Raw genomic sequence first — 15,952 nt, forward strand, 5'->3', positions numbered from 1 at the left:
CAGTGGCGGGTCCGAAGAAACCACCGGGCATCAAGCGGGTGCGCGACCTGGTCGATGGCGTCTTGCTGCTGGATAAGCCTGTCGGCTGGTCCAGCAACGACGCCCTGATCAAGGCCAAGCGCGTGCTGAACGCGAAGAAGGCGGGCCATACGGGCACGCTGGATCCGTTCGCCACGGGCCTGTTGCCGCTATGCTTTGGCGAGGCGACGAAGTTCTCGCAGGACTTGCTGGAAGCCGATAAGACCTACGAAACCCTGGTGCACCTGGGGCAGACGACGGATACGGGCGATACCGAGGGCGAAGTGCTGGAAACGCGCGACGTCAACGTCACCGAAGAGCAGATCGAAGCCGTGCTGGCGCAGTTCCGCGGGCCGATCCTGCAGACGCCGCCCATGTACTCGGCCTTGAAAAGGGACGGCAAGCCCTTATATGAGTATGCAAGGGCCGGCATCACCCTGGAGCGCGAAGCGCGCCCGGTGACCATCCACAAGCTCGAGTTCCTCGGCTACGAAGCCCCGTTCCTGAAATTGTCCGTGATGTGCAGCAAGGGCACGTATATCCGCGTGCTGGGCGAAGACATCGGCCATGCCTTGGGTTGCGGCGGCCATTTGAACGCCTTGCGCCGCACGCAGGTGGGCAACCTGACCCTTGACGGCGTCGTCACGCTCGATGAATTGACGGCGCATGCCGAACCGTTGAGCTTGCTGGCGCCCGTCGATGCATTATTGTCGAGCTTTCCCGCCGTCCAGCTGACGGAAGAATTGGCCAAGCGTTTCCTGCATGGCCAGCGCATCGCGCTGGGCAAGGAAGACGTCGCCGTGCCGGCCGAGCCGGGCAGGGTGCGCGTGTATCACGACAGCAAGCTGCTGGGCACGGGCCAGTTGCAGGAATACAGCATCCTGGCGCCGGAGCGCTTGATTGCCACGGCGCATCAATAAGTCACAGCAACGTCATATTACCCAGCGACACTCGTTAAACAGTGTCGCTTTTTTAAACAAACCGTCCCCGACTGCGGGAGCCGCCAGCATTTTTAGATAGCGTTGCAACGCAACATGCTATACTACGCGGTTCCGGAAATAGATTAGCATTCGGGTATCTCGTACATCTTGTACGCACTCCGCAGTTTTTCAGTAACTACTACGACCATGTCAAATACAAAACGCGCAATTCGTAATATCGCCATTATCGCCCACGTTGACCACGGCAAAACCACGCTGGTGGATCAGCTGCTGCGCCAGTCCGGCACCTTCCGTGAAAACCAAGCGGTCGACACCCGAGTCATGGACTCGAACGACCTGGAAAAGGAGCGCGGCATTACGATTCTGTCGAAGAACTGCGCCGTTGAGTACGAAGGCACCCACATCAACATCGTCGACACCCCAGGCCACGCCGACTTCGGCGGCGAAGTGGAACGTGTTCTGTCGATGGTGGACTCGGTTCTGCTGCTGATCGATGCACAAGAAGGCCCGATGCCGCAAACCCGTTTCGTCACGCGCAAGGCGCTGGCACTGGGTCTGAAGCCTATCGTTATCGTCAACAAGATCGACCGTCCAGGCGCACGTCCGGACTGGGCCATCAACCAGACGTTCGAACTGTTCGACAAGCTGGGCGCTACCGACGAACAACTGGACTTCCCTATCGTTTACGCTTCGGGCTTGAACGGCTATGCCGGCCTGACCGAAGACGTGCGCGGCGGCGACATGAAGCCGATGTTCGACGCCATCCTGGAACACGTTCCAGTACGTGACGACAATCCGGAAGGCCCGCTGCAAATGCAGATCACCTCGCTGGACTACTCGTCGTACGTCGGCAAGATCGGCATTGGCCGCGTCAACCGCGGTACCGTCAAAGTCGGTCAAGACGTGCTGGTCATCAATGGCCCAGGCGCTACCCCGATCAAGGGCCGCATCAACCAGGTGCTGAACTTCAAGGGCCTGGAGCGCGTGCTGGTGGACGAAGCCGTCGCCGGCGACATCTGCCTGATCAACGGTATCGACGAAATCGGCATCGGTTCGACCCTGTGCGCAGTGGACACCCCAGAAGCGCTGCCTATGCTGACCGTCGACGAGCCGACCCTGACCATGAACTTCATGGTCAACAACTCGCCACTGGCTGGCCGCGAAGGCAAGTTCGTTACCTCGCGTCAACTGCGTGACCGTCTGGAAAAAGAATTGAAAGCCAACGTTGCTCTGCGCGTGGCACCAACCGACGACGACACGATCTTTGAAGTATCGGGCCGCGGCGAGCTGCACCTGACGATTCTGATCGAAAACATGCGTCGCGAAGGCTTCGAGCTGGCCGTTTCGCGTCCACGCGTGGTCTTCAAAATGGTCGATGGCGTGCGCCACGAGCCGTTTGAAAACCTGTCGGTCGACGTGGAAGAAGCCAACCAGGGCGGCGTCATGGAAGAACTGGGCCGTCGTCGTGGCGACCTGCAAAACATGGAATCGGATGGCAAGGGCCGCGTGCGTCTCGAGTACCTGATCCCGGCGCGTGGCCTGATCGGCTTCCAGGGCGAATTCATGACCCTGACCCGCGGCACCGGCCTGATGAGCCACGTATTCCATGAATACGCGCCAGTCGACAACACCCGTGGCGAAATGGCTGGCCGTCGTAACGGCGTGCTGATCTCGCAAGACGACGGCGCCGCTGTTGCTTACGCCATCTGGAAACTGCAAGACCGCGGCCGCATGTTCGTGTCGCACAATGACCCGGTCTACGAAGGCATGGTCATCGGTATCCACTCGCGCGACAACGATCTGGTCGTCAACCCGATCAAGGGCAAGCAGCTGACCAACGTGCGTTCGTCGGGTACCGACGAAGCGGTGCGCCTGGTACCACCTATTCAGATGTCGCTGGAATACGCAGTCGAATTCATCGAGGACGACGAACTGGTGGAAATCACCCCTAAATCGATCCGTCTGCGCAAGCGCTTCCTGAAAGAGCACGAGCGTAAAAAAGCGTCGCGTGATTCGTAATTTGTTGTAGAGCATGGCCTGCGGGCCATGCCGCTCCGGCCCGCTGCGCCGCGTCACCGTCACTGGTGAGGCGCGCAGCGGGTTTGTCATTTGCAGCTCCTGTTTTTTGTAGACACCATGACTTCCTCTTCTTTGCCTTCCCGCCGCCTGTCCGTTGCCCCGATGATGGACTGGACCGACCGCCATTGCCGCAAGTTCCACCGCGAAATCACGCGCCACACCTGGCTCTATACCGAGATGGTGACGACGGGCGCGCTCGTGTACGGCGACGTGGAGCGCCATCTGCGCTTCAACGAAGAAGAGCATCCGGTGGCGCTGCAGCTGGGCGGCAGCGACCCGACGGATCTGGCAACCAGCGCCAAGCTGGGCCAGCAGTGGGGCTACGATGAAGTCAACCTGAACTGCGGCTGCCCGTCCGAGCGCGTGCAAAAGGGCGCGTTCGGCGCCTGCCTGATGGCCGAGCCGCAACTGGTGGCTGATTGCGTGAAAGCCATGCGCGACGTGGTCGATATCGACGTCACGGTGAAGCACCGCATCGGCATCGACGACAGCGAATCGTACGACTTCGTGCGCGACTTCGTCGGCACCGTGGCCGACGCCGGCTGCAAGACGTTTATCGTGCATGCGCGTAACGCCATCCTGAAAGGGCTGAGTCCGAAGGAAAACCGTGAAGTGCCGCCCCTTAAGTATGACTATGCCTACCGTTTGAAGCGTGATTTTCCGCAATTCGAGTTCATTATCAACGGCGGCATCAAGACGCTCGAGGAAATCGACCTGCACCTGCAGCACCTCGACGGCGTGATGCTGGGCCGCGAGGCGTATCACAACCCGTACGTGATGGCGCAGTTCGACCAGCGCTATTACGGCGACGACGCTCCCGTCAAAACGCGCGAACAGGTGCTCGAAGCGATGATTCCTTATATTAGTGCGCAGCTGGAGAAAGAAGCGGGGCGCTTGAAGCTGAACAGCGTCACGCGCCACATGCTGGGCCTGATGCAAAACCTGCCCGGTGCGCGCGGCTTCCGCCAGACCTTGTCCGATTCGAAGAAGCTGGCTTCGGGCGACCCCCGTTTGCTGCTGGAAGCGGCGGCGCGCCTGTCGTTGCCTGCCTGATGAGCGGCGATTGCCATGGTCTTGCGCGCCAGATTGACGGCTACCTGCAAGCCGTCAGCGCGCTGAAGGACGATGGCAGCCTTTTCGCATGCTCCTGTCTGGGCCCCGTGGCACCGCAGGCGGCGTTCGACGCGCTGTGCCGCGCGCTGGAGATCGCACCGGACGGCATGCGCCTGCAGCCCATCGAGAGCGTGGTGTGCAGCGGCGTCCTGTGCACGCCGCGCCAGTGGCTGCTCGAGCGCTTGCACCCGGCGAGCGAGGCCGACCGCCAGCCGCTCGATGCGCGCCTGTTCGATGGTTTCGAGAGCGAACTGGCCGTACTGCTGGGCAGTGCGCCCCGCTGGTATCAACTGGTATCGTCCGGTCAGCGCAGCCTGACCGCTCAATTGGGCGCCATCTGGAGCGTCTTTGTCTTTGGTACAGAGCGTCACGCCTATGTGATGCATTGCAGCTGGGACCGCTGAGCAAACTTGTCTATACCGGTGCCCCGGCGCACTGGTATTGTCCGCACCACCCCCTCCTCTGAATACCACTTCCGAAACGATGTCATATGGCTATGCCATGTGTTGTAAATGCGCTGTTTCGGCGCACGGCCGCACTGTCGTGGGGCATTTCTATGGGGCAAGAAACGGCGTTGTTGCCATTTCCCCGAAGAAAGTTAATCAGCCATTTATTCAGGTACTTATTGCTTGCTTTGAGGCAAAATTTACACCTATAATTGATTATAGACAAATATTTCTCATATGAATGTTTGATGTTGATCTCACATCATCTGCGTCAAAAATTCAGTTTGTGGAACAAATTTGCATTCGCAGTCACTGGGGGTTTTCAGGGCTGTTGTAGATCAGGAAGTACCCCAGGCTGCGTGCGGCCGGATACCGCCAGCATACCAATGGGTAAGGGCGGATGCCGGTGTTGCGCAGCCTTCGTCTTGTCGTGCCGGGCAAAAATCCTTATCAATAGTTTCATTTACGAAGAGCCGAAATGAATTTAGCAAAAATGAAGGTTGGTACCCGCCTGGGCCTGGGTTTCGCCCTGGTACTGGTTCTGCTGGTGGCCGTGACCGTCCTCGGCATCGCGCGCATGGCGCAAATCCAGGAACGTCTCGATCACGTGATCAATGTCAACAACGTCGTCACCCGCCTGGTGATCGACATGCGTGGCAACGTCAGCGACCGCATCACCTCGCTGCGCATCCTGACCCTGATGACCGACGCGAGCGATATGGAGCCGGAAATGGCGCGTATCAAGACGCAAACGACCACCTATCAGGAAACGCAGAAGAAGCTCGAAGAGAAATTCGCCGTCGAGTCGACTTCTGAAGAAAAAGCCCTGCTGACCTCGATCAAGGAATACGAAGCCGCCGCCATGCCGGCCATCGCCAAGGCGTCCGCGCTGTGGATGGCCAACGATGCGGAAGGCGCCACGCGCGTGATGATCAAGGAAATCCGCCCGGTACAGAAAAAATGGATGGAAGCGCTGGAGCAACTGGCCGTGCTGGAAGACAAGCTCAATGAGCAGATGCAATCGGACGCCCGCAAGGCCTTCGACAGCGCGCGCCTGTTCATGATCATCCTCGGCGTGCTGGCCGTGGCGATGGGCGTGGCGGCGGCACTGGTGATCACCCGCGGCTTGCTGAAACAGCTGGGCGGCGAACCTGACTACACGGCATCGATCGCCGGCAGCATCGCCAATGGCGACCTGTCGATCGGCATCCACACGCAGCCATCGGACAATTCCAGCCTGCTGGCGGAAATGAAGGAAATGCGCAACAGCCTGGTGGGCATCGTCGGCCAGGTACGTGTCGGCACGGAAACCATCGGCACGGCGTCGCGTGAAATTGCCGACGGCAATATCGACCTGTCGTCGCGCACGGAAATGCAGGCCAGCGCGCTGGAGAAAACGGCGTCGGCCATGGAAGAGCTGACCTCGACCGTGAAACAGAATGCGGACAATGCGCGGGAAGCCAACAAGCTGGCTGCCACCGCCTCGGACGTGGCCCTGAAGGGCGGCTCCGTGGTGTCGCAAGTGGTTGACACCATGAGTTCGATCAATGAATCGGCGAAGAAAATTGTCGACATCATCGGCGTGATCGATGGCATCGCCTTCCAGACCAACATCCTGGCGCTGAACGCGGCCGTGGAAGCGGCACGCGCCGGCGAACAAGGCCGCGGCTTTGCCGTGGTGGCGTCGGAAGTGCGCAACCTGGCCCAGCGCTCCGCTGGCGCCGCGAAAGAAATCAAGATCCTCATCGACGATTCGGCCGAGAAGACGGAACGCGGTACGCGTCTGGTGGGTCAGGCTGGCGTGACGATGGGCGAAGTGGTCGACAGCGTGCGCCGCGTCACCGACATCATGAGCGAGATCGCCAGTGCCAGCCAGGAACAAAGCGCCGGCATCGAACAGGTCAACCTGTCGATCATCGAGATGGATGGCATGACGCAGCAAAATGCGGCCCTGGTGGAGCAGGCCGCCGCCGCGGCGCAAAGCTTGCAAGACCAGGCGGCCGAACTGGCCCACGTGGTCAGCATCTTCAAACTGGTCGAAGGCGAAGAAAAGCCGGCAGCGTATGTGCCGGCCCCCGTGGCGGCTGTGGCTGCGCCCGTTGCCGCGCGCAAGCCGGCGCCCGCATTGCGTCCGGTGAAATCGCTGGCACGCAAGGCGGAAGCGGCAGCTCCCGTGGCTGCTCCGGCACCGCGCAAGGCGGCAAGCGCCGGCAGCAATGACGAGTGGGAAGAGTTTTAAGCGCGGCCAACAGCGCACAGGAAGTTGTAATTACCGTATCTGATAATCATGGGGAAGCACATGTTTGAGAATAAGCGTTTGATGAGTGTTGCAGCAGCCTTGCTGGTGTCCGTTTCTTCCGTAGCTTTCGCTGCCGAGGTGCCGGCGTCGTTCGATGCCAAGAACTGCAAGGCCGACTATCCGAAAGCTTCGTTGATGAACGAAGAGCAGGGCACCGTGACGATGTCCTTCCTGGTCAATGCCGATGGTAGCGTTGCCGATTCGAAAGTCGAGAAGAGCAGCGGCTTCAAGAACCTGGACAAGGCCGCCATCAAGGCCCTGTCCGCGTGCAAGTTCAAGCCGGGCACCAAGGATGGCGCCGCAGCGCAGACCTGGACCAAGGTCGACTACGCCTGGAAGCTGGACTGATCCACCTATTGCCGGGAGCCTGGCTCCCGGCATGAGTTTTCCGCTACGGGCGGCGCCTGCAAGGGTGCCGCCCGTAGTGTTATGTGCGCCAGCCAACGGCACTGTCGCCGCCGATTCTGTTACCCTCGAAACATACCTTCGGGATCTCCCACCACAAGAGGCCTACCATGCAGCGCATCCTGACACTTTCCCTTCTCGCCGCCAGCGGCATGCTGCTTTCCGCCTGCGCCTCGCTGGGTACGCCCGTGGGCTTGCAGGCGGGGCAGACCGTGGCCGTCGTCAATAGCCTGAGCTGGGACAATCCCCTGACGGGCAAGCGCGACGGCGTGCGTACCAGCTGGCCCATCAAGGACGGCAAGATTGCCCCTGAGTATTTTCCGCTGGCGCAGCTGAAGCAATGCGAGGCGGGCGGCAAGCCTTGCGCCTGGGGCGTGATGCGGGCGCAGCGCGGCGCGCCCGCTTTGCAGTATGCGGACGGCGGCGTCGACCTGGCCGTGAACGTGGCTATCGACGTGGCGCGGCGCCAGGATGCGCGCCAGGGCGAAACGCAGACGGCGATGGCGATTCCGCAGGATGTGGCAGCGCTGGCTGGCCGGCAACAGGTGCAGCCTAGCTGGAAATTGAAGTATGGAAAGGTCGAGCAGGTGGAGCTCGATTACGGCGTGCGCTACCAAGTGTGCGTGCAGCGCTACGATGCGGCCGGCAAGGCCATCGATACTTGCGCGATACCGTTTATTTGAGGAAACATGCCGCGCGCGCTGTTTGTGGCGGCTTTGCGACACTTCATGTTGCGGCGTGCGTCGGGGTGTAACAATCGGTAAAAGCACAGCAAAGCGCGGCGTAATTTCTTATAGTACTTAATTAAGGTAGTACACCAGTATTGGTACCCGAGGAGAATTGCAATGAAAACCCTGTTGGCAGTAATTTCGCTGGCCGCCCTGGGGGGCTGCGTCGTGGCGCCGCCTGGTCCCGCGTATTACGGTTCGCGCGCGCCACAGGGGGCTTACAATCCCTATGAATGGCATACGGTCTCGTCCGAGCCGGTGCAGTCATCGCGCGTGGTGAGCGCGCCGCGCGTGGAATACACGAATGAACCCGTGTATGTGCAGCAGCAACCGGTGTACGTGCAACAGCCCGTGTATGTGCCGGCGCCCGTGTACGCGCCGCAACCGTATTATTACAATCCCCCCGTATCGATCGGGCTGGACTTCGTGTTTGGCTTTGGGCGCTACGGTGGACACCGCGGTGGCTGGGGCGGGCACGGACGTTATTACGGCCGCCGCTAGTCAACATCCCACCAAATTTACTGCGCGTCGCGATTCGCGGGCTGCGATGCTCGCTGTACTAAAGTACAGCTGCGCTTCTCCCCCACGACTCACTGCCGCTCGCTACAATTTGGTGAGAGTTGTGACGTAATATGAGCTCAGTGGAAATACACGGAACTCTGGTGCAGCACGTCCGCCGAGCACAGGATGTACATCGCCGCCGCTGCCAGACCTATTTGCAAGGCGCCAAAGCTGATCGGGATGAGGCGGGACATGTCGTACTCCTGAGTAGTGTGAGGTGTGGTCAGGCTTTCATCATAGGATGACTCGATGCCTTTGGGCATCGGATGAACGTCCGCCACGATGTAGGACAACACCTCGTCCCTGGCGCCCCGTCTCGCTCTCCGGCCGTTTAGCGGTTTTTCCAGCGCACTACAGGCTCTTCCGGCGCCGTGTCCGGCACGTTCGAGATCGCCAGCCAGTGCGTCAGGCGTTCCGGATGCTTGAGATTGATGCCCATGCCATCGATGATGCCGACCTGTTCCAGCATGCGCGCATCGATTTTCGCCTTCGACACCGTGGGCGCGCCCATGACCATGCGGTCATACGCCTTGCGCGCCTTGTGTTCCCATTTGTGCAGATTGCTTTCGTCGAAGCGGTTCGCTTCGAAATACACGGTCAGGGTGCCATCGAGGTTGCCGAAGCCGACAATGCCCGCGCCCTTGCGGATGGTGGTGGTGTTGTCGATGTCAAATTCCGCCGTGGGCACGAAAATGCCGGCGCGGCCATCGATGTCGGGACGTCCCACGGGCGTTTCCTTGCCGTAGGAACTCGTTTCGGTAATGGTTTTTTCTGCAGACATGGTGCGTGTGGTGGCCGTGCCGGGAGCGCGATCGGGCCCGGCAGCGCCAGTCATCCTGTTCAAAAAATGCGTGCTGATGATCAGGGCGGGGTAGTGGCCCTGGCGGAGCGATGCTTGGCATTGCTTGATACCCCGCTATTGTAGCGTCAATTTAATTCTTTTTGGCAACATTTCCTGGGAATTATGCTTCCGTTTGGGCCATAAAAAAAGCCGCCCGGCCTGGTGGCGGAGCGGCTGTTGCACGACGACTTCAGACTCAGGCGGCAGTCTTGCGGCGTGCCATGAAACCCAGCAAGCCCAGGCCCAGCAGCATCATGGCGTAGCTTTCCGGTTCCGGCACGGCCGTCGTCACCGAGACGTTGTCCAGGTAGGAACCATAGGTTGGCGCGGAGGCCGGGCCGATCGATTCGAAACGCAGCAAGGTGGACGAACCGAGCGCGGTGACGTTCTGGCTGTAGGTTTGCCACACGCCGGTGGTATTGCCGACCAGGGCCGTTGGCGTCAGCAGGGTCGAACCCCAGTAGACGTTCATCAGGCTGCTTGCGCCGCCTGGCGTATTCGGGCGGCCCGAGTAGGCAAACGACAGCGCATACGTGCCGCCGGCCGTGGTGGCGAGCGATTGCGACACGGACGTCAGGCGCTCGGCGTTGAGTTCCAGGTATTGCGTGCCGGCGGCAGCGACGGGGTTGAAGCCGCTCTGGCCGCCTTGCGTGGCGCCCTTCTGGATTTCAAAGGCCGTATTGCCGCTGACGGATGAGGTCCAGCCCGTCACGGCGCTCAATTGTGCGAATGGGGTGGTGATGGCATTGCTTTCGAAGCTGCCGTTGACGACCAGTTCGGTCGCGGCGTTGGCGCCGCCGGCAGTGATCAGGGAGGCCAGTGCGGCGATCTTGAAGAGGGTAGCAGGCATTTTCATGTGGGTCCGTTCTATTATTTAAAAGTTAATTTAATTTCCTAAATGACATTTAAAGAATATCACTAAAACTCACGAAAAAAACTGCTGCACGATAAAAATATTTGTAATTGTGAAATCATTTGTGTTCAAAATTGCATTAATTTCCATGGTGAACCAATTGCAGTGCTGCCGCAGGGTGAGCGCGGCCCTGAGGCTGCTTGCCCCGGAGTATTTTTGTGACATCGGGACGTAAAAAAACCTGCATCGAAACAACAACGATGCAGGTTTTTTGCGTGCCGCCCGCGTGCGGGTCCGGCTATTGATGCCATAGCCGCGACGTGCGCGGGACTAGAACGCCAGCCGTCCTTGCAGGTAAACCATGCGCGGCGCGCCCACCAGCTTGCCCAGGTTGCCGTCCGAGGTGCGCGTGAAATAGCGCTTGTCGGCGAGGTTGTTGACGCCGGCAACCAGTTCCAGGCCGTTCTGGCCCGGTACTTTCCATTTCACTTGCGTGTTCCACGTGCGGAAGCCGGGAATGACGCCCACGCTGCCGGCCGGGTTTTCCGCCACGGTGTTGGCCTCGTCGGAGAACTGGCGGCTCTGGTGGCTGCTCGACAGGTCGAAGCCCCAGGCGCCCAGCTGGTAGTGGGCGCCGACGGTGTCCGTAGTGCGCGAATAGAAGGGCACGTCATTGCCCGCGTTCACGCCATCCTGCAAGGTGGCCTTGGTATAGGTGTAGGTGGCGTAGGCGTTCAAGCCGGCCAGCGGGCCGGATTGGTCGAAGTGGTAGTCGACGGCCGATTCCAGGCCCCGGTGATGCGTGGCGCCCACGTTGTAGAAGACGACGTTCTCGCCGCTGCCGACGGACTGGATCTGGTTGTCGAACTTGATGTTGAACAAGGTCGCTTCGGCAGATAGCTGGCCGCTCTTCCAGCGCGCGCCCAGCTCGGCGGTTTTCGCCAGTTCCGGCTGCAGCGGGTTCTTGCTCGACTGTGCATTGAGCTGCGTATTTTGCACGGCGCCAAACGAGCTGTTGTAGTTGCCGAACAGGGTGACGTTGTTGTTGAGCAAGTAGGCCACGTTCAGCGAGGGCAGGGCTTTGTTGTTGAGCAACTCGATCTTCTGGTCGGTCGGCAAGTGGTTGAAGCGCACCGTCTTGATGTGCTCGTAGCGTACGCCCGGCGTGATGCGCCAGGCGTCGATGGCGATCTTGTCGTCGATATACACGGCTTGCGCATCGGTGGAGTTGTCGGCGAAGCGCGTCGGCGCCTGCTGCACGCCGCTGGCGATGACGACGTTGTAGATGCTTTCATCGGCCCGTTCGACCAGATAGCGGTAGCCGACGGTGACGTCCTGCGACACCTTGCCGGTCGTGAAGCGCTGCGTGTAGCGCGGTTCGATGGCCGTCGTTTCATAGTTGCGCGGCTGGTGGCCCAGGTTTTTTCCGCTGATCAGCGTGCTTTCGCGCGAGCTCTTGTTGTAATAGGCGCGCACCTCGAATTCTTGCGTGCCGGAAATGGCATTCAGGTAGCCGATGTCGAAGGCCTTGCGCTCGCCGCTCCAGAAGTCGGTGGGGCGCGTGTTCTGGAACGGGTCCTGCTTGTATTGCGCGGCAGTCAGGCCGCCCGGCGTGCGCGACGTCACGTCATAGTAGGACAGCTTGCCGTACACCTCGGCCGTCGGGCTCAGGTCGTAGCGGAATTTGAGGGCGAAGTCGTTGACCTTCTCATCGCTGCCCACGCGCCAGTCGCTGCCGCGGATGCCGGAATACAGCACGGCCAGGCCCAGGCCGCTGTCGAGCTGGGTGCCGGCAAACACGCTGGCCTGGGTGTTGTGGCCCACTTCGCTGTACGAGTTGTAGCGTACGGTGGCGTCGCCCGTGATGCCTGGCGTGGTAGGCACGCGGCGCGTCTTGAAGTTGATGATGCCGCCTACGTTCTGCGGGCCGAAGCGCACGGCGCCGCCGCCGCGTACCACGTCGACCGTTTCCACATTGGCCAGGCTGACGGGCGCGAACGACAGTTGCGGCTGGCCATACGGCGCGACCGACATCGGGATGCCATCGAGCAAGACCGTGCTGCGCGGCGAATAGCGTCCAGCCAGGCCGCGCACGCCGATATTCAGGGAAATGGCGCTGCCGGCGCTGCCCGAGTTGTCGCTGATCTGCACGCCGGGAATGCGGCGCATCACGTCGCTGAGGCTGGTCGCGCCCGAGTTTTCGATGTCATCCTTTTGCACCACCGTGCGGGCGCCCGCGAAATTCTTCGTGCTGGCGGCCATGCTCGTGCCCAGCAGGTTGCTGCTGACCTGGATGGATTCCAGGATGGGGCCGGCGTCATTGGCGGCACTGGCCGTATTGGCGTCCTGTGCCTGCGCGGCAAGGGACGTGCCCAGGCAAGCGAGGGCGATGGCCAGCGCGCACGGGCGCAGCGAAAAAGGCAGTGGGGAAAGTGTGGCGGCCATGCATGGATCTCCGTAGGGACAATGGTTGCGCGGGCATTTTGGGCGGCGCGACAACATCGTGGCGTGGGCATCCTGCGCAAGGGGATAAGAATGATAATGATTCTCATTTTATCCGTCAATTGCGAATATTGCGTAGTGGCGGTATGCCCGCCCGCAGGGTGGGGAAGTGTTGCTGGCGCGGTACAGCGGGTGGTCTTGATTGCCGCTTGGCACCAGTGCTCGGGTGCGGCGGCATTGTGCGCGCTTCTTGTATACTCCCGTTTTTGCAGCCGTCAGACGTGAACGTACAATGAGCCAGACAACTGAAACGACACCAGGCAATCCCCCCGTGGAACGCCGCCAGGGCGACCAGCCGGCAAGTGCTGCGCGCAAATTGAATCTGCTGGTGGTCGACGACAACCAGGAAGTGGGCGAATCGCTGGCCATGCTGCTCGAAGCGCTGGGCCACCACGCGGTGGTGGTGCGCAACTGGCAGATGGCCGTCGAGCAAGTCAAGCTGTGCGTGCCCGACGCCGTCTACCTCGACATCGAAATGCCCGGCATCAGCGGCATCGAAATCGGCCGCCGCCTGCACCACAACCCCGAAACGGCCAACGCCGTGCTGATCGCCGTCACCGGCCACAGCCTGCCCATGTACATGGACGACGCGCTGGCCGTGGGCTTTCGCCACTTCCTCGTGAAACCCGTGCGCCTGGAAGACCTGGCGACGACGGTGCAGTCGGTGCTGGCGGGCTGAAATGTGTGCTATGGTTTGCGGCCCATCCCCGGGCATCCGGACACAGGCACGCAATGACCATGCATTCCCCGCAGCAAGCTGCAAGCACCGACCTGGCCAGCCGCTATCTGGGCGTACTGGCCGATTTTGATACGGCCTTGCTGCATCGCCATGCGCCGCATGCCGATGCGGAAAAGCTCTCGGGTCTCTTTCTCCCCAGTATTCCGCCCAACTGGCTGGAGGCCCGGCAGCGCATCATGATCGTGGGCTGCGAAACGCGGCAATGGAATGTGTTGCCGCTAGGGGAGCGTTTTAGTTCGCTGGAGTACTATGTCGAGCGGTCGATGGCCGTGCATCAGGCTTATTTTGCGCAGCAATTGTCACGCGCGGATATCAAGGGCCGTGCCTTTCATAATTTCACGCGCGCGGTGGCCCGGCGTTCGGGCAGTGATGGCTTGATCTATGCCAATCTGCTGTGCATGGCGTGGAATAAAGGTAGTCCCGTCAAATGTCGGCATTTTGAGGTCATCAAGAAGTACTCCAAACTGCTGCTGGATGTACAAATCGCTTTCTTTCAGCCCGAGATCATCATCTTTGCCAATGGCAGCGCCACGGCCGGACATCGGCGCGATTTCTTTCCGCTGGCCCGCGATGCGCAGGGCAAGGCGCTGGGCTGCGATTACGTCGAGGATGGCATACCGAATGCGCAATTGTGGCAGTTCCCGCTGGACCACAGGGATTGCTATCGCATCCAGCATCCTTCGTCGCGCTCGCCAAGTTCAGCGCGGGCGCGCGAGTTTTTGCTGGGCCTGCTCCCCGCCCGCTGAGAGGACGCCCCGGCAGTGCCATGCTGCCGGGATACTGTTCGTCTGTTAGGGCCGGCTCAGCGACCACTGCTGATTATTCGCATTGGTCAGGTTCCACTGGATGATTTGCGCGTTTTCCAACGTGCTCAGGTTCAGGACGTCCAGGGTCAGGTTGCTGTAGCGGTTGGTAATTGTCTGGTAGCCGGACGCGGGGCTGGCGAAGCGCCATTGCTGGCCCAGTCCGCCCCAGTAGCTCCATTGGGCGATATTCGTGCCGGCCATGGTCGAATTGTTGTAGTCGTCCAGGCCCAGCAGGCTGTTCGCATTGATCAGGCTATAGTAGCCATCGCCGTGTCCTACCACATACCATTGCTGGTGTTTTGCTCCCGTATAGGTTTGCTGCTGCACCAGTGCGCCATTCGCCGTGCCGGCACCCGCCACGGCCAGCGCCTTGCCGCTCAGGCGCGAGCGTAGCACCGTGGGGCCGTCCGAGATGCCGCCGCAGCTGGCGACAGAGAAATTGCGCGTCAGGCTGGGCCAGCCGCTGTCATATGTCATCTTCAAAATATCGAGCTTGGCCGCGCCATTGTCATTGACGTCGTAGTAGTGGATCGAGGTGTAGTTGCAGCCATCCTGCTTGAGCATGCCGATATGGCCCGGTCCCTTGTATTTGCCATCGAGGTTAGGCAGCAGCGTGCGCGTGCCGCTGTACGGCCCCGTCACGCTGCTGGCGCGCTGCACTTCCACGTAATACGTGCTGGCCGCGCCCTGGCAGCATTTGCCGCGGTTGACGAACAGATAGTAATACTCGCCGTCGTGCGTGATGTAGGGCGCTTCGATATCCTTGCCGCCGCCACCGAGGATGGTGGTGACGTTGCCGCTCGTCTTGCCCGTGGCCTGGTTGATTTCCGTCACGCCGATGCCGCCAAAGAACGAGCCGTACGACATGTAGACCTTGCCGTCATGATCGCGGAACAGGGCCGGGTCGATGGCATTGATTTCCGCGCCGCCCCCATACGATTGCACGACGATGCCCAGGTCCGTCCAGTTGGGGTTTTTCAGCGAGGCCGAGCGGGCCACGCCGATGGCCGACACGGAGGTGCCGAAGGTGGATACCGAGTAGTACAGATAATAGTAGCCATTCATGTGGATCACGTCGGGCGCCCAGTACGAGCCGCTGAAGTTGGGGATCTTATTGGCGATCCAGGCCGGCGGCGTGCTGAACACGGGCCCGGGGCCGGCCGACCATTTCAGCAGATCCGTCGAGGTGGAATACCAGATGCCGTCGCCCGTGGTGAAATTGAAATACGTGTCGCCGTCGCGCGTGAGGGTGCCGGGGTCGTGCGCGTTCGGCACCCCCGTCAGGTTGATCGCGTGCGCATGGGCGCAGAACATCAGGCACAGTGCTGTCAGGATTTGCTTCATCGTTGTCTCCGTACTGTTTTTATGGGGCGGTCCAGGCCGCACCCCAGAGTAGGGCGATGGTCAAATTTGCACTAATGAATTTTTTGCAGGAAGCGATACCGGGGCCGGTATCGGAGAATGAAGAAAAGCGGCGCCGGAATAGAAAAAGCCCGGTTCGAAAACCGGGCTCTTCATTATTCTGTGGGGTGGCTGATGGGGCTCGAACCCACGACAACAGGAATCACAATCCTGGACTCTACCAACTGAGCTACAGCCACCACTGTCTTACTTACCTGTT

Annotated in this window: 14 protein-coding genes and 1 tRNA gene; 10 read left to right on the plus strand and 5 right to left on the minus strand. The window is 60.6% G+C overall.

Annotated elements, in window-relative coordinates; genetic code table 11:
* Window positions 1–2 precede the first annotated feature (2 nt).
* The 8 genes from truB to NCG91_RS11750 all read left to right on the plus strand — a co-directional run bounded on the left by truB (window position 3) and on the right by NCG91_RS11750 (window position 8,530).
* Complete coding sequence (gene truB, locus NCG91_RS11715; protein WP_099665289.1) at window positions 3–938, plus strand: tRNA pseudouridine(55) synthase TruB; 936 nt, start codon at window positions 3–5, stop codon at window positions 936–938.
* 207 nt (window positions 939–1,145) lie between these two features.
* On the plus strand, window positions 1,146–2,978 hold the full coding sequence (typA, locus tag NCG91_RS11720; RefSeq protein WP_076569139.1) for a translational GTPase TypA: 1,833 nt from the start codon (window positions 1,146–1,148) through the stop codon (window positions 2,976–2,978).
* A gap of 117 nt (window positions 2,979–3,095) precedes the next feature.
* Window positions 3,096–4,091 carry a tRNA dihydrouridine(20/20a) synthase DusA gene (gene dusA / locus NCG91_RS11725; RefSeq protein ID WP_251349820.1) on the plus strand — a complete coding sequence of 332 codons (996 nt, stop codon included), beginning with the start codon at window positions 3,096–3,098 and terminating at the stop codon, window positions 4,089–4,091.
* Window positions 4,091–4,555: a hypothetical protein gene (locus NCG91_RS11730; RefSeq protein ID WP_251349821.1), complete on the plus strand. Its 465-nt coding sequence runs from the start codon at window positions 4,091–4,093 to the stop codon at window positions 4,553–4,555. Before dusA ends, NCG91_RS11730 begins: the two co-directional genes overlap by 1 nt.
* A 520-nt stretch (window positions 4,556–5,075) precedes the next feature.
* Complete coding sequence (locus NCG91_RS11735; RefSeq protein ID WP_251349822.1) at window positions 5,076–6,836, plus strand: methyl-accepting chemotaxis protein; 1,761 nt, start codon at window positions 5,076–5,078, stop codon at window positions 6,834–6,836.
* Window positions 6,837–6,896: 60 nt separating this feature from the next.
* Window positions 6,897–7,244, plus strand: coding sequence for an energy transducer TonB (locus NCG91_RS11740; protein WP_251349823.1), 348 nt, complete (start codon window positions 6,897–6,899; stop codon window positions 7,242–7,244).
* A gap of 167 nt (window positions 7,245–7,411) precedes the next feature.
* A complete protein-coding gene (locus NCG91_RS11745; RefSeq protein ID WP_251349824.1) occupies window positions 7,412–7,984 on the plus strand; it encodes a hypothetical protein in 573 nt (190 codons plus the stop codon).
* 162 nt (window positions 7,985–8,146) lie between these two features.
* Window positions 8,147–8,530, plus strand: a complete 384-nt coding sequence (locus tag NCG91_RS11750; protein ID WP_077400334.1) for a hypothetical protein — start codon at window positions 8,147–8,149, stop codon at window positions 8,528–8,530.
* A gap of 391 nt (window positions 8,531–8,921) precedes the next feature.
* Here the strand turns inward: NCG91_RS11750 and NCG91_RS11755 are convergent, their stop codons facing one another.
* The 3 genes from NCG91_RS11755 to NCG91_RS11765 all read right to left on the minus strand — a co-directional run bounded on the left by NCG91_RS11755 (window position 8,922) and on the right by NCG91_RS11765 (window position 12,729).
* Complete coding sequence (locus tag NCG91_RS11755) at window positions 8,922–9,371, minus strand: hypothetical protein (protein ID WP_035825219.1); 450 nt, start codon at window positions 9,369–9,371, stop codon at window positions 8,922–8,924.
* 256 nt (window positions 9,372–9,627) lie between these two features.
* The gene (locus tag NCG91_RS11760; RefSeq protein ID WP_099665284.1) at window positions 9,628–10,287 is read right to left on the minus strand and encodes a DUF642 domain-containing protein; all 660 of its coding nucleotides are present in this window, start codon (window positions 10,285–10,287) and stop codon (window positions 9,628–9,630) included.
* 327 nt (window positions 10,288–10,614) lie between these two features.
* On the minus strand, window positions 10,615–12,729 hold the full coding sequence (locus NCG91_RS11765) for a TonB-dependent receptor family protein (protein ID WP_251349825.1): 2,115 nt from the start codon (window positions 12,727–12,729) through the stop codon (window positions 10,615–10,617).
* 289 nt (window positions 12,730–13,018) lie between these two features.
* Here NCG91_RS11765 and NCG91_RS11770 point away from each other — a divergent pair, with 289 nt between their 5' ends.
* Both NCG91_RS11770 and NCG91_RS11775 read left to right on the plus strand, forming a co-directional pair.
* Entirely contained in the window at window positions 13,019–13,465 is a 447-nt protein-coding gene (locus tag NCG91_RS11770) for a response regulator (RefSeq protein WP_099665282.1), read from the plus strand.
* Window positions 13,466–13,518: 53 nt separating this feature from the next.
* A complete protein-coding gene (locus NCG91_RS11775) occupies window positions 13,519–14,271 on the plus strand; it encodes a hypothetical protein (protein WP_251349826.1) in 753 nt (250 codons plus the stop codon).
* A 45-nt stretch (window positions 14,272–14,316) separates the two neighbouring features.
* Here the strand turns inward: NCG91_RS11775 and NCG91_RS11780 are convergent, their stop codons facing one another.
* Window positions 14,317–15,675, minus strand: a complete 1,359-nt coding sequence (locus NCG91_RS11780) for a family 43 glycosylhydrolase (RefSeq protein ID WP_251349827.1) — start codon at window positions 15,673–15,675, stop codon at window positions 14,317–14,319.
* Window positions 15,676–15,856: 181 nt separating this feature from the next.
* Window positions 15,857–15,932 (minus strand) — tRNA-His (locus NCG91_RS11785).
* Between the last annotated feature and the right edge of the window lie 20 nt (window positions 15,933–15,952).

The organism is Janthinobacterium kumbetense (assembly GCF_023703445.1).
GTDB classification, from domain to species: Bacteria; Pseudomonadota; Gammaproteobacteria; order Burkholderiales; family Burkholderiaceae_D; genus Janthinobacterium; species Janthinobacterium kumbetense.

Excerpts from the sequence above, each read along its gene's own strand:
- NCG91_RS11755 (WP_035825219.1), bottom strand. The coding sequence starts at position 9,371 with ATGTCTGCAGAAAAAACCATTACCGAAACGAGTTCCTACGGCAAGGAA.
- NCG91_RS11760 (WP_099665284.1), bottom strand. The coding sequence starts at position 10,287 with ATGAAAATGCCTGCTACCCTCTTCAAGATCGCCGCACTGGCCTCCCTG.
- NCG91_RS11780 (WP_251349827.1), bottom strand. The coding sequence starts at position 15,675 with ATGAAGCAAATCCTGACAGCACTGTGCCTGATGTTCTGCGCCCATGCG.
- NCG91_RS11770 (WP_099665282.1), top strand. The coding sequence starts at position 13,019 with ATGAGCCAGACAACTGAAACGACACCAGGCAATCCCCCCGTGGAACGC.
- dusA (WP_251349820.1), top strand. The coding sequence starts at position 3,096 with ATGACTTCCTCTTCTTTGCCTTCCCGCCGCCTGTCCGTTGCCCCGATG.
- NCG91_RS11765 (WP_251349825.1), bottom strand. The coding sequence starts at position 12,729 with ATGGCCGCCACACTTTCCCCACTGCCTTTTTCGCTGCGCCCGTGCGCG.
- typA (WP_076569139.1), top strand. The coding sequence starts at position 1,146 with ATGTCAAATACAAAACGCGCAATTCGTAATATCGCCATTATCGCCCAC.
- NCG91_RS11740 (WP_251349823.1), top strand. The coding sequence starts at position 6,897 with ATGTTTGAGAATAAGCGTTTGATGAGTGTTGCAGCAGCCTTGCTGGTG.
- NCG91_RS11775 (WP_251349826.1), top strand. The coding sequence starts at position 13,519 with ATGACCATGCATTCCCCGCAGCAAGCTGCAAGCACCGACCTGGCCAGC.
- NCG91_RS11730 (WP_251349821.1), top strand. The coding sequence starts at position 4,091 with ATGAGCGGCGATTGCCATGGTCTTGCGCGCCAGATTGACGGCTACCTG.
- NCG91_RS11750 (WP_077400334.1), top strand. The coding sequence starts at position 8,147 with ATGAAAACCCTGTTGGCAGTAATTTCGCTGGCCGCCCTGGGGGGCTGC.
- NCG91_RS11735 (WP_251349822.1), top strand. The coding sequence starts at position 5,076 with ATGAATTTAGCAAAAATGAAGGTTGGTACCCGCCTGGGCCTGGGTTTC.
- NCG91_RS11745 (WP_251349824.1), top strand. The coding sequence starts at position 7,412 with ATGCAGCGCATCCTGACACTTTCCCTTCTCGCCGCCAGCGGCATGCTG.